Source organism: Aquibacillus kalidii, assembly GCF_014280935.1.
Classification (GTDB): domain Bacteria; phylum Bacillota; class Bacilli; order Bacillales; family Amphibacillaceae; genus Aquibacillus_D; species Aquibacillus_D kalidii.
Genome location: NZ_JACLZI010000037.1, coordinates 114,358 through 126,635, shown reverse-complemented (window position 1 = coordinate 126,635; position 12,278 = coordinate 114,358). Strand labels below are relative to the sequence as shown.

General features: G+C 34.5%; 15 protein-coding genes. 11 read left to right on the top strand and 4 right to left on the bottom strand.

The genetic code is table 11. From position 1 onward, the window contains the following. Positions 1-317 precede the first annotated feature (317 nt). From sigX to H7K77_RS10765, 3 genes are all read left to right on the top strand, one after another. On the top strand, positions 318-863 hold the full coding sequence (gene sigX / locus H7K77_RS10775) for an RNA polymerase sigma factor SigX (RefSeq protein WP_186577842.1): 546 nt from the start codon (positions 318-320) through the stop codon (positions 861-863). After that, positions 850-2,073, top strand: a complete 1,224-nt coding sequence (locus H7K77_RS10770) for a hypothetical protein (protein WP_186577841.1) — start codon at positions 850-852, stop codon at positions 2,071-2,073. The genes sigX and H7K77_RS10770 overlap by 14 nt, the downstream gene beginning before the upstream one ends. Positions 2,074-2,256: 183 nt before the next feature. After that, positions 2,257-2,724 carry a helix-turn-helix domain-containing protein gene (locus tag H7K77_RS10765; RefSeq protein WP_186577840.1) on the top strand — a complete coding sequence of 156 codons (468 nt, stop codon included), beginning with the start codon at positions 2,257-2,259 and terminating at the stop codon, positions 2,722-2,724. A 288-nt stretch (positions 2,725-3,012) separates the two neighbouring features. Here H7K77_RS10765 and H7K77_RS10760 read toward each other — a convergent pair whose 3' ends face one another. Then, positions 3,013-3,264 carry a ferredoxin gene (locus H7K77_RS10760; protein ID WP_186577839.1) on the bottom strand — a complete coding sequence of 84 codons (252 nt, stop codon included), beginning with the start codon at positions 3,262-3,264 and terminating at the stop codon, positions 3,013-3,015. Positions 3,265-3,398: 134 nt separating this feature from the next. Between H7K77_RS10760 and H7K77_RS10755 the strand changes: the two genes are divergently transcribed. From H7K77_RS10755 to H7K77_RS10740, 4 genes are read left to right on the top strand one after another with little or no spacing between them, the layout of a single operon-like run. Then, complete coding sequence (locus H7K77_RS10755; protein WP_186577838.1) at positions 3,399-4,457, top strand: helix-turn-helix domain-containing protein; 1,059 nt, start codon at positions 3,399-3,401, stop codon at positions 4,455-4,457. Positions 4,458-4,460: 3 nt separating this feature from the next. Further along, entirely contained in the window at positions 4,461-5,990 is a 1,530-nt protein-coding gene (locus H7K77_RS10750; protein ID WP_186577837.1) for a RecQ family ATP-dependent DNA helicase, read from the top strand. Beyond that, positions 5,980-6,576, top strand: coding sequence for a CPBP family intramembrane glutamic endopeptidase (locus tag H7K77_RS10745; RefSeq protein WP_186577836.1), 597 nt, complete (start codon positions 5,980-5,982; stop codon positions 6,574-6,576). Before H7K77_RS10750 ends, H7K77_RS10745 begins: the two co-directional genes overlap by 11 nt. Further along, on the top strand, positions 6,563-7,075 hold the full coding sequence (locus H7K77_RS10740) for a LysM peptidoglycan-binding domain-containing protein (protein WP_186577835.1): 513 nt from the start codon (positions 6,563-6,565) through the stop codon (positions 7,073-7,075). The genes H7K77_RS10745 and H7K77_RS10740 overlap by 14 nt, the downstream gene beginning before the upstream one ends. A gap of 137 nt (positions 7,076-7,212) precedes the next feature. Here the strand turns inward: H7K77_RS10740 and H7K77_RS10735 are convergent, their stop codons facing one another. Genes H7K77_RS10735 through H7K77_RS10725 form a run of 3 tightly spaced genes read right to left on the bottom strand, consistent with a single transcriptional unit; the run spans position 7,213 to position 8,294 of the window. After that, the gene (locus tag H7K77_RS10735; protein WP_186577834.1) at positions 7,213-7,782 is read right to left on the bottom strand and encodes a manganese catalase family protein; all 570 of its coding nucleotides are present in this window, start codon (positions 7,780-7,782) and stop codon (positions 7,213-7,215) included. 15 nt (positions 7,783-7,797) lie between these two features. After that, positions 7,798-8,067, bottom strand: a complete 270-nt coding sequence (locus H7K77_RS10730; RefSeq protein ID WP_186577833.1) for a spore coat protein CotJB — start codon at positions 8,065-8,067, stop codon at positions 7,798-7,800. Then, complete coding sequence (locus tag H7K77_RS10725) at positions 8,064-8,294, bottom strand: spore coat associated protein CotJA (RefSeq protein ID WP_186577832.1); 231 nt, start codon at positions 8,292-8,294, stop codon at positions 8,064-8,066. The genes H7K77_RS10730 and H7K77_RS10725 overlap by 4 nt, the downstream gene beginning before the upstream one ends. 205 nt (positions 8,295-8,499) lie before the next feature. Here H7K77_RS10725 and H7K77_RS10720 point away from each other — a divergent pair, with 205 nt between their 5' ends. The 4 genes from H7K77_RS10720 to H7K77_RS10705 all read left to right on the top strand — a co-directional run bounded on the left by H7K77_RS10720 (position 8,500) and on the right by H7K77_RS10705 (position 12,169). After that, positions 8,500-9,114: a CBS domain-containing protein gene (locus tag H7K77_RS10720; RefSeq protein ID WP_235988904.1), complete on the top strand. Its 615-nt coding sequence runs from the start codon at positions 8,500-8,502 to the stop codon at positions 9,112-9,114. Positions 9,115-9,234: 120 nt separating this feature from the next. After that, positions 9,235-9,993: a metallophosphoesterase gene (locus H7K77_RS10715; protein ID WP_186577830.1), complete on the top strand. Its 759-nt coding sequence runs from the start codon at positions 9,235-9,237 to the stop codon at positions 9,991-9,993. Between the two features lie 84 nt (positions 9,994-10,077). Then, on the top strand, positions 10,078-10,656 hold the full coding sequence (locus H7K77_RS10710) for a genetic competence negative regulator (RefSeq protein ID WP_186577829.1): 579 nt from the start codon (positions 10,078-10,080) through the stop codon (positions 10,654-10,656). Between the two features lie 232 nt (positions 10,657-10,888). Continuing rightward, positions 10,889-12,169 (top strand): Glu/Leu/Phe/Val family dehydrogenase, encoded by a 1,281-nt coding sequence (locus tag H7K77_RS10705; RefSeq protein WP_186577828.1) that lies wholly within the window; start codon positions 10,889-10,891, stop codon positions 12,167-12,169. Positions 12,170-12,278 lie beyond the last annotated feature (109 nt).

Here is a 12,278-nt window from a genome sequence, read left to right as displayed (position 1 = left end):
AATTCGCGACGTTAGAAGTCCTTTCGATTCTCAATCCACAGCGTCGCATTTGCACTCAGTTAATTAAAGATTATAGTTACTGCGGATTTTATCTCAACTGCGTCATTTCTAAAACGTTTGCGAAAATAGCCATTTATTCTGGATAGTCACTCATAACTAGAACTCAGACTTTCCATATATAATTTGAATTTATTAATAAACCAAGTTTTCTTATTAATAAATATGTTGTAAGATTAAGAGGTAAATTTTACAGTACAATTATGTAACCTTTCTATACATAGGAACGACAAATTTATTGAACAGGGGGTCTTAATACCATGAGGACCGCTTTCGATGAGTTTTATGATAATTATCATAAAGACTTATATCAGTTTATGTTTTATATGGTAAAAAACAAACATCAAACAGAAGATCTAATACAAGAAGTCTATATAAAAGTATTAAATTCTTATGATACGTTCAAAGGGGAAAGTAGTGAAAAAACATGGTTATTTTCCATTGCAAGGCATGTAACTATTGACTTTTTCCGGAAACAACAAAGAAAACGAAACCGGATCATGGATTTTTTTGATTGGGGCGAAAAAGGAGACCTAATTAAAGACCAAGAACCTTTACCAGATGAGGTAGCCATAATGAATGATGAAATGAGACGTATTTATAACTGCCTAGATCACTGTACAATAGACCAAAAAAGTGTTATTATCCTTAGGTTTATTCAGTCTTTCACTATTCAGGAAACAGCTGAAACGCTTGGTTGGAGTGTTAGTAAAGTTAAAACAACACAGCATCGTGCAATGAAAGCACTGAAGGATTTGTTAGAAAACTCTGATAGAGGGGAGGATTTTAACGTTGGCTCGCAATGATGAAGATTTACTAGAAAAGAAGCTAAAACAATTACCTCAATTTCGAGATGATCAAAGTAAAGAAGAACTTTATCAGAAAATATCTAGGCAGGTAGAAAGGGAAAGTCCTAGAAATAAAATAAGACGACAATGGCTAGTTCCGACGATGGCATCTGCATTCGGTATTGTCCTTTTGGTATTAATTGTAAAAGGATCTTTCATTGATATGCAATATAGTCAAGAAGAAAGTTCATCTGGAATGGAAGAATCAGCTCTAAGTGATGAAGCAAACATGAAGCGCAGTACAAAGGATGAATTAATCACAGGTGAGCAGGAATTAAATCAATCATTAGATAAATCATCTAAGGAAGATAGTACGGTACTTATGAAGGCTCTTAATAGTAAGGCAGCATACGATAATAACGCTAATGTCGCATTCATACCCGTAGCAGCGTTGACTAATTCCGCTCAGTATATAGTCCCAATTAGTATCGTTGACCCTACTAGTACTAAAAAAGAGGTATTAGGAGAATATTATAATAGTATAAATGCTAAGATTAAAGAATTCGGCAATTCCTCTGTTGCAATAGAGGAGGAATTAGGAATAAGTCTGTTTCCATTTGAAGGAATTACTTTTAATCTTAATCAGGATGAACAAGTAGTTCAACTGAGCTTTGATGAAGGTTATCAGATGCCAGGGGGCAGCTCTATTCAAGGTTTATTTGATCCAATTCTTTCTATTATGTTCAGTCCGCAAAATATTAAGCAAGCTATTCTTACCAATGTAAAAGAAGGACAATTAGGTAACATGGGCGTAATTGAAGAAATACAGTTGGATCCACTAAACAATTATGCCTATAAAATTTATCGGCCTAAGTCCAATATGGGATATGAATATCTTGTACCAACTCAAAAAGTGGATACATTAGATGAAGCATTTGCTCAAATGAGAATTTCTGAACCGGAATTTGAAGTATACGCTTCTATTCCGGAAGAAACTGATTTGCATGTCACGACTGAAAAGGAACAGATATCCTTTAGTTTTTCGAATGCGAGCATATTTGGAAATGATCAAACGACACTAGATATGATTGATTCCTTATTACTAACTGCAAAAAGTTTTGGTTACCGTACTGTTCGTTTTGAACTACCGTTTGAAAAGTTAGGCCCATACAATTTAACAAAAGCAATTGAAGTACCAGACGGTGCAAATCCATTTATTTTGAAATGAAAACAGCATCTACTGAATTTATCAGTAGATGCTGTTTTCTACTCATTTCCTATTATTTCAGCCATTTTCACAGAAAATTAGTGAAAAACATGTTAAAATACAAGAAGGTTGTTAGAAACGTGATATAACCATGTATTTCATAAAACTAAGCATTGATAAATGATACATATAGGATGATGAATGATGAATCAACAGACAGTTACGGAATCGGTATCTGCAAAGTTAAAACTTATTAGAGTTGAAAAAGGATATACGCAAGATAGGATGTCGTCTGTTTTAGGTATATCAAAAAAAACACTCGTACAAATAGAAAAAGGACGAGTTATGGCAAACTGGACAACCGTTGTTGCTATTTGCGCTTTATTTAGGAATAGTGAGGTAATTCATAATATTTTAGGTGGGGATGGTTTAGAGGCAATAGAAACGATAGCCCATAATTATATTGAAGAGGCACCGAAGGATAAGACGATGGGCGGTAAAGTTTGGTGGAAGCAAATAAAATTTAATAACGGATATACATTGCAACAAAATGTCATAAGTCAGCACTACCGGATAATCGATGAAGAAAATAATAGAATGTACAGTTGTCTAGAGAGAGAAGAGGCCGAATTGAAATTACTAGAAATAGCAGAGGCACTTAGTCCTAGCTAGAACTTTCGTACCGGGGTCGAAACAAAAAAATAACTTTTTTTCTGCATGGATTACTCTACTTAGCTTTCCTTAGTACAGTTACTAGCTTTATCTATTCCATAGGGATAAAGTCAATGGATGTAAAGAGGTGATTTCGGAAACTTGACTATGTTAGTGTGCTCGTACGCAGATGAAGGCAGTCTCACAAGAAGCTGGAGAGGGAGAAACTAATTTTGCATGTCTTCCATATCCTGCATTTTATAAATTTCCTAAACAGTAAATAAACCTTCCAATAATCGGAAGGTCTAGTCATTTCTCATGCCTTAGTGGATCGCCTTCAAATGGTTGTTCAGCAACTTTCACAGAATCTGTAGGACAACCTTCATGTGCATCTAACATGTCTTCTTCTAACACCTCTGGGATGGCTGTTATCCCTTTATTATTATCTAACAAGACAAAAGCAATTCCTTCGTCATCATAATCATATATATCAGGTGCAGCTGCACCGCAAGCCCCACATGCTATGCAAGTATCTTTATCTACGATAGTATAAAATGCCATATGTTCACTCCTATAGCTAGTTCATATTAATGATCATAACATATTTGAAATATATAATTCTATTTATATATTTTCAGGAGTATTAAGTTTTGAAGATACGATTATCATTAGTTTTAAAAGGAGAATAAAAACTATTGTTTACGATATTACTACTTGAATGTGTGCGTCAATTTAAAGGAGAAAGAACACTTTCTGCTATTTACCATTTATTTTCGGGAAAACGATCAGCACAGACACTACAGGATGCCCACATGTACAGCCTAACCAATTATTTTGGGATACTGAAATCATTGAGAAGAAATGTATTTGACAAACAGACGGAGATATTAAGAGATAAACAGTTAATAGTAGTTAATGACAAAGGTTTTCCTTTCTTGACCCATTACGGAACTGAATATTTAAGAAACTATCTAAATCAACATAACCTGTCAAGTTTTAATGGTTTAAAATATGAACGGATGAGCCATACCTTTCTGTTACGATTACAACTGTTTATTCAAACGGTTAGCAATATGGAAAAGGGAATTAACTCATTCATCCCAATTACAGACGATCAAGAAACGCAACAGTGGGTAAAGCTGATATATGTTAGAAATCGGAATAAATTAGATTCCTGGTTGGAAGGACTTTATAAAGAGTTATATACTTTCCTAATTAACTTATCGGATAATGAGGCAGAGATTTTTGTGGATCGATTAACTGGATATCAAAAAATTGGGCTTAGTAAAGAACAAATGGCCAGAAAGTTTAACTTATCTTATGAGGATGTAGAATTGGAATTAATAAAATTAACACATCAATTGATACGTCACATTGGTGAACACATCGAGAACAATCCATTTTTGTCCAATTTTGTTCAGATCGAAACGGATACTACTTTTATTACTAATTCTGCAGCTTATACGTACCAACTATACAACAAAGGATATGGTATAGAAGAAATAGTTCGGATTAGAAATCTTAAAGAAAGTACAATCCAAGATCATTTAGTAGAGATTGCCTATGTTGACCCTAATTTTAATGTGAATCTTTTTTTAAGTAAGGTACAATATGACCAGATTCTTAAAATTATAAACGAACACGATACGAAAAAGTTGAAGCTAATAAAACAATTAGCTGGAAACGATGTTGACTATTTTCAAATCCGATTAGTTATTGCTACACAGAATTTACCATCGGAAAGGAAGTCTTAAAAAGTGCTTGAGCAACAATTAGAAACATTTTTTGGCCATACTAACTTTCGACAAGGACAAAAGGAAATTATTACGGATATCTTAAGCGGAAAAGATGTACTAGGGATATTGCCGACTGGATCCGGAAAATCAATTTGCTATCAATTACCAGCAAGGATATTAGAAGGAACTACTTTAGTGATATCTCCTCTCATTTCCTTAATGATTGATCAAGTAAAGCAGTTAATAGCTTCTGGCTTCAAGGAAGTAATTGCGATTAATAGTTTCTTAGCTAATTCAGATAGAAAACAAGTTTTCCATGACTTATCTAAATATAAATTGATTTATGCTTCACCAGAAATGTTGCAAAATAATGTGTTTATGGAAAAATTAAAAAAACTAACCGTATCCTTGTTCGTAATCGATGAAGCACATTGTATTTCCCAATGGGGTCATGAATTTAGACCTGATTATTTAAAATTAAATGAGACAATTAATTATTTAAATCATCCGCCTGTCCTAGCTCTTAGTGCCACTGCTACTCCAGAGGTCCAAGAGGATATTGTCCATCAACTAGATTGTCCATTAATGACAAGACATATCTATTCAATGGATAGAGACAATATTGCTTTTATAGTAGAGCGGTTTGATCATTTTAACCAAAAGCTAGAATATGCTGCTAACTTACTTAAAAGATTTCCAGTTCCGACGATGATATACTTTTCTAGTAGAAATTGGACAGAACAGGCAGTTGATATTCTCTCAAAAAAACTCCCAAACTTACGGATAGCATTTTATCATGGTGGGATGGATCAAACGGATCGGATGTTAGTTCAGCAACAGTTTATGAATGATCAATTAGATGTCATTTGTTGTACGAGTGCATTTGGAATGGGAATAAACAAGACTAACATACGGTTGGTTATTCACTTTCATCTCCCTACACAAATGGAATCGTTTATACAAGAAGTAGGGAGAGCAGGGAGAGATGGAGAATCCAGTGTTAGTGTGGTTCTAGTTGCTCCTAATGATAACCAGCTTCCGAAAAGATTAATTGAGACAGAGCTTCCAACAGAAGCACAGTCAAAGAATGTCATATCTTTCATTACAGAACACATCCATATACAAAATAACTTTAGACTAGTTGACACTGAAATGATGAAGCTCTTCCATTTAAGTGAGACACAATGGAGATTTTTGAAGTATCAATTAGAAAAACATGGTATGATAAAAGAAGGTCGAATTTTGACGGATTTTCATAATCCCCATCATATTGAGAGTCATATTACTACACTAATTAAAAATCGAATGCAATATAAGCAAGAAAAACTAGGGGCATTATTTGAATGGGTAGCTGGAGAATCGTGTAGACGAAAAAACTTGTTTCTATCCTTCCAAACAGATGTAAACAAGCCTAAATATATGTGCTGTGATCATTGTGACTTTACCTTTAATCAATGGAACCCAACGTTTAATACTATTAAAAATGAAAATATCGGCTGGAAAAAACAATTAAAGCAACTATTTCTTCAAGGTATAAATAATGAGGAATAAACAGGCCGAAATTATCCAAAAAATGACTAGTAGACAAGTTAGGCATCAAGTATACTTGTCTCAATTGATATTGCTATTCTCTGGTCTAATTAGTGGGTTCTTTTTGCTAGGGACTGCTTTTTGGAAGGAAATGTTGTATTGGGATCCAATCAATCTCATTTATTTTGGCTTTATACCGGGGATATTCGTTGTTATAATTGATATAGTATTGATGAGGTATGTTCCAGAGGCATATTTTTATGATGGTGGAATAAATGATAAGATTTTTAAAAACAGTACCATTTTTGATGTGTTTCTTATAGCTTTATTAGTATCAATATCAGAAGAACTGCTTTTCAGAGGCGTTATCCAATCTGAATTTGGTCTAATTATAGCTAGTACCTTGTTTGCTGTCATACATGTGAGATATCTATTTAAACCCTTGCTATTTTTGTCCATTATCTTTTTGAGTTTTGGACTTGGTATTCTATTTCTGGTTACAGGAAATAACCTTCTTGTCACTGTTACAACACATTTTACAATTGATTTCTTTTTGGGATTATTATATAGGCATCGTAATAGGAGGGCTGACAATGTCTGGGGATAATTTTAAAGATCAAGCTTCACACCTTAGAGATATGATGAACGAGATTGATGAGAACAGTCAATCCAATATGGAAGTAAAAGAAGAGGAAACAGAATCCGAGCAAGACGATCACTTGGTCAATATTCTTGATCTCCCACCAAGAAGTCATGTTCATGCCAATAAGAAAACGGGTACAAAATGGAAAATAAGTTTTCCGTTGATTAGATTATTATTCGTTTTATTTTTACTAATAGTAGGACTAATATTAACATACCAGATGTGGGGGCAAGATTGGGAACTTGAGTCAAAAGCTAGTGAAGAACAAGGAACGAGTAGAGTAGGGGAACAAGTTGTTGTCCATAATGGAGAAACTATCATTCATGTTGTTAAGGCTGGAGAGACGTTATCTTCTATTGCTATACAGTATTATGGAAATGAAAACGCTAAGTATAGTATTATTAGAGCTAATAGCATGATGGAAGAAACGATCCAACAAGGAGATAACTTAATAATTCCTTAAGTCTCTATTTTTATTATGGCCTTAACGCCTTCATAGTAGGGTCCAAATCAGACAAAGAGAAGTGGATAAGCTTAACCCTGGAATGGATTAGAAAAATTTTAAGAAAAAGGGGCTATGATTTTACCCCTTTTTTCTAACTAGAAAAATATTTTTTTGTCTCTTTCCTCTTTAAGAATTTCAGCTGCTTCCCTAAATCTCTGAGAGTGAACAATTTCTCTTTCTCTTAAAAAGCGAAGCGAATCATTTAATTCTGGATCATCGGACATATTGATGATCCATTGATAAGTAGCTCTTGCTTTTTCCTCTGCTGCAATATCTTCATAAATATCCGCAATTGGATCTCCCTTAGATTGTATATATTCTGCTGTCCAAGGATTACCAGCAGAATTATGAAAGAATAAGGCACTATCATGATTTACATAGTGCGGTGCTAATCCTGCTTCTTTTAACATTTCTGGTGTGGCATCTTTTGTTAATTTGTAAATCATTGTGGCAATCATTTCTAAATGTGCAAATTCTTCTGTGCCGATATCATTTAGTAAACCAATAACTTTCCCCGGGATGGTATAGCGTTGGTTTAAATATCTTAATGCAGCTGACAGTTCACCATCAGCACCACCATATTGTTCAATTAAATATTTAGCTAAACGAGGATTGCATTCTCGAACTTTTACAGGATATTGCAATTTTTTCTCATAGTACCACACAAACAAAACCCCTTTCTACACTTGCCATGGCCATGGCTGGTCATCCCATTGCCATGGATAGTTGGAATAGCCTCGACCAAAATGCATTAATGGGCCAAACTGTTTTTCAAAATGTTTCTTCAGTTTTTTACTTTCATACGTGTAACTGTTATACTGTTTTATCGCTTCATAATCTTGTGGGTGCGTGTCTAAATATAAATTCAATTCTACAATGACAAAATCAACTGCCTGAATTTCTTCAAGCAATTCATAGTACTCTGGAGGCATTGGTTTTGGGGTAGTCATAAATCTTCACCTCTCATCGGATCAACTTTATCATATCTACTATACAGCGCAGGCCAAAGTGTACCAGCATATAGTGCTTCTTTAGCTGTCTCAAATTGTTGTAAATTTGGTGGTTGGAAACCCAAGTATAATTGTGGAGGTGTTGGATAGCTCTTTTTTACAATCGGTTTACAAGGGTCATTAGGACTAATATATGGGTAATAATATTTGGTGTTAGTATGGCTCAAGTATAGTCCTCCTTTCCAGAATGTCAGTATCTCTTCCCTTCATCATATGGATAGGAGACTTGTCTCATGACCTTTATTCAAAAAAATAAAGCAGGATTGTTTTATTTAGGTGTAGAATAATATTAGATAGACAATAATGATTTAGTCTAAATTTTTTAGCTACGGTTAGAAGGAGAAGTGATGACTTATGTTCGTTCGAAGTATTATGAAACCAATTTATCAATGCTTTACAGCTAGTCCGACAGATTCTTTAAAGTCAGCACTAGACAGATTGGAACAGGAAAATATTCAAGCAATGCCAGTAGTTGAAAATGAAATATTTAAAGGGATGATTTCGAAACAGATAATCTATAAGGCTTACTTTTATAGTTCATGGTCTCAAGGTGAATTTTTACAAAATAAAAATGTTGGTGAAGTTATTTCTAATGAGGATCTCTTTGTTGATGAAGATCAGGTCTTTGAGACAACTTTAACAGCTTTCAAGGAATTTCCTATATTGGCAGTAGTTGATAAAAATCGAAAGTTTTTAGGAATTATAAGTCGATTTGATGTGCTAGCTCAATTCGAGAGTGCTTTTGGACTGAAAAGAAAAGGAATCAGAATTGCTTTTAGTTCAGAAGAAGCAACAGGACGTTTTTCTCGATTGTCAGATATCATTAAACAATTAGATATGAATATTATTTCAATCGCAACCTTTGATGAAACAGATAAATTAGCAAGAAGAATTGTATTGAAAATTGAACAAGGTGGAAATGTAGAAAAATTAGCTAAAAAGCTTACAAAATCAGGATTTCGCGTGCTAGATATTAAAGAATTCTAGAAAGATTTTAATAATCGTATTTTTTTACAATATAGTAGTATAGAGATTACTTTTATAGTAAAAACTATACTATTTTCTTGGGGTACCTTACTATTTATATAACGGAAAGGGAGTTAATATTTGTATCTTGTATTAGCAATTACCTTGGTAATTGCAGTAGCTTTGGTGATTTATATGGTATATAACGCTTATCATGATAATATTGATAGTAAAAACATTCAAATAGGCTTATCTTCCACCGAACCACTCAAACTCTTTTTTATTTCGGATGTCCACACAAGAATAATTAGAGAAGAAACAATCAAGGCCTGTAACAAAGGTATTGATTTGGTTGTAATTGGTGGTGATTTAGTCGAAAAAAAAGTACCCTTGAACAGAGTTAGAACAAATCTAACGTCATTGCAAGCCTTTAACGTTCCGATATATTTTATCTGGGGAAACAATGATTATGAGAAAAGTGTAAGTCAACTACAAGATTTGTTTAATGAGTGTAATGTTACTACTATCAAAAATAATGCGATTACCTTTGTTCATAAGCAATCTAGCATAAGTCTAGTAGGGATAGATTGTTGCAAAATTGGTAATCCAGATTTTAATTCTGCCATCTCCAAAGCGACAGGTGATTACTCGATTTTGTTGTCCCACGACCCATCGGGATTTTATGGATTAACGGATCAGGAGTTAGAGAAAATTAATTTGGGTTTAAGCGGACATACACATGGTGGACAAATCCGTTTGTTTGGTTTTGGGCCATATACTCGCGGAGGGCTTAAGTACTATAAATCTAAACCAATTTTTATTAGTGAAGGATATGGATTCACTAAGCTTCCTTTTCGATTAGGAACACAATCTGAATGTCATATTCTTACGATAAATTAAGAGGAGTAGGTTTAAGACAGTTCCAAGATTATAAGCATTACATATAATAAAGGAATAGTTGGGCAAATTGAAGGAGGTAGTTTTATGCGGTTAGAGAGGCTTTCAACAAATCAATTTAAAATTTTTTTAACTTTTGATGATTTAATTGAAAGAGGTTTAACCAAAGAAGATCTTTGGCACGATTTGCCTAGGGTACATGCTCTGTTTCATGATATGATGTATGAAGCAAGTGACGAATTAGGATTTGAATTAGAAGGAGTGCTTCTCGTCCAAGTCCATTTGTTACAGGCTCAAGGTATGTCAGTCATTGTTACACAAAATCATGAGGTAGTCGAAGATGATGAATATGTGGAAATGAAAGTCACACTGGATGAAAGTAAGGAGTTAATTTATTCCTTTTATGACTTTGAAAATATTATACAAGTGTGCTCACACCTTGAGCAAATCGGAATTCGCGGTGGTAGTATCTACCATATGGACAACACCTATTATATGCGATTTAATGAAACAGAAGTGCTAGGACAAAATCGGGAACACATCATTGCGATTATGTCTGAATTTTCTTCTGCGAGTATAATTACCTCCTACAGGTTAGAGGAATATGGAAAAAGAATAATGGAAAATAACGCAGTAGAACAAGTGAAAAATTATTTTATTAAATAGGTGTAGGAGGTTGGCTTTTAGAGAGTCAACCTCCTACATCTATTTATCGTAATACAAAAAATAATGAAAAATGTCTAGTAAATAATTGCATAATCATATTAAAAAGGTATACTAATGTGTGAATTGAAGTTCTTAACAAAATTGGATTTTTCTAAATCAAATGTAAGTAAATTTAGTATTTAAAATTTTCACTATTGAAAACCTAAGTAGCAACTATATAGGAGGTAGGGTCATGGTAACCGACAATCCATCAGATTCTCCAAATGAAGAAAATGAAAAGTTAGACGTATTAAAATCAACTCAGACAGTTGTTAAAATAGCATTAGAACAACTTGGTTATCCTGATGAAGTTTATGATCTATTAAAAGAACCTATACGGATGATGACTGTACGAATTCCAGTGCGTATGGATGATGACTCGATCAAAATTTTCACTGGATATAGAGCGCAACATAATGATGCTGTTGGCCCTACAAAAGGGGGCGTTCGTTTCCATCCTCATGTATCAGAAAAAGAGGTGAAAGCCCTTTCGATATGGATGAGTTTAAAAGCAGGAATTGTTGACTTACCATATGGCGGTGGTAAAGGTGGAATTGTTTGTGATCCACGAGAAATGTCTTTTAGAGAGTTAGAGGGGCTAAGCAGGGGATACGTTCGTGCCATTAGCCAAATAGTAGGTCCTACGAAAGATATTCCAGCTCCAGATGTATTTACGAATCCACAAATCATGGCATGGATGATGGATGAGTATAGTAGGATTGATGAGTTCAATAACCCAGGTTTTATCACGGGTAAACCAATTGTGCTTGGTGGTTCACATGGGCGTGAATCAGCTACTGCAAAAGGGGTAACCATTTGTATTGATGAGGCTGTAAAGAAAAAAAATATAAAAGTAAAAGGTTCTAGAGTAGTTATCCAAGGGTTTGGTAATGCTGGTAGTTACTTGGCAAAATTTATGCATGATGCTGGCGCGAAGGTAGTCGGTATTTCTGATGCTTACGGCGGCTTATACGATCCAAACGGCTTGGATATTGACTATTTGTTAGACCGCAGAGATAGTTTTGGAACGGTTACAAAGCTTTTCAGTGACACGATAACGAACGATGAATTGTTGGAACTAGAATGTGATATTCTGGTACCAGCAGCGGTGGAGAATCAGATAACAGAGAAGAATGCACACAAAATAAATGCATCTATTATAGTAGAGGCAGCAAATGGTCCAACCACTCTAGAGGCGACTAGAATTCTTTCAGAACGAGGAATTTTATTAGTACCGGATGTTCTCGCTTCTGCAGGTGGGGTAACAGTATCTTATTTTGAATGGGTCCAAAATAATCAAGGTTATTATTGGTCAGAAGAGGAAATAGAGGAAAAGCTATATAAGGTGATGACAAAAGGTTTTAACGCCGTATACAGCACAGCCGAAACGCGAAAGGTTGATATGCGATTAGCTGCCTATATGGTCGGTGTAAGAAAGATGGCCGAAGCAGCACGCTTCCGAGGATGGATCTAAAGAACTATAGCGAGAGTACTGGTTAGTGATGTTAATTCTAGGTAGTTTTCTTTATTGAATTCCGGGATCATTTGAAAGTACTAGTTAGCAAATAATGCTAATTAGTACT

Excerpts from the sequence above, each read along its gene's own strand:
- sigX (WP_186577842.1), top strand. The coding sequence starts at position 318 with ATGAGGACCGCTTTCGATGAGTTTTATGATAATTATCATAAAGACTTA.
- H7K77_RS10765 (WP_186577840.1), top strand. The coding sequence starts at position 2,257 with ATGAATCAACAGACAGTTACGGAATCGGTATCTGCAAAGTTAAAACTT.
- H7K77_RS10760 (WP_186577839.1), bottom strand. The coding sequence starts at position 3,264 with ATGGCATTTTATACTATCGTAGATAAAGATACTTGCATAGCATGTGGG.
- H7K77_RS10745 (WP_186577836.1), top strand. The coding sequence starts at position 5,980 with ATGAGGAATAAACAGGCCGAAATTATCCAAAAAATGACTAGTAGACAA.
- H7K77_RS10740 (WP_186577835.1), top strand. The coding sequence starts at position 6,563 with ATGTCTGGGGATAATTTTAAAGATCAAGCTTCACACCTTAGAGATATG.
- H7K77_RS10730 (WP_186577833.1), bottom strand. The coding sequence starts at position 8,067 with ATGACTACCCCAAAACCAATGCCTCCAGAGTACTATGAATTGCTTGAA.
- H7K77_RS10720 (WP_235988904.1), top strand. The coding sequence starts at position 8,500 with ATGAAACCAATTTATCAATGCTTTACAGCTAGTCCGACAGATTCTTTA.
- H7K77_RS10710 (WP_186577829.1), top strand. The coding sequence starts at position 10,078 with ATGCGGTTAGAGAGGCTTTCAACAAATCAATTTAAAATTTTTTTAACT.
- H7K77_RS10705 (WP_186577828.1), top strand. The coding sequence starts at position 10,889 with ATGGTAACCGACAATCCATCAGATTCTCCAAATGAAGAAAATGAAAAG.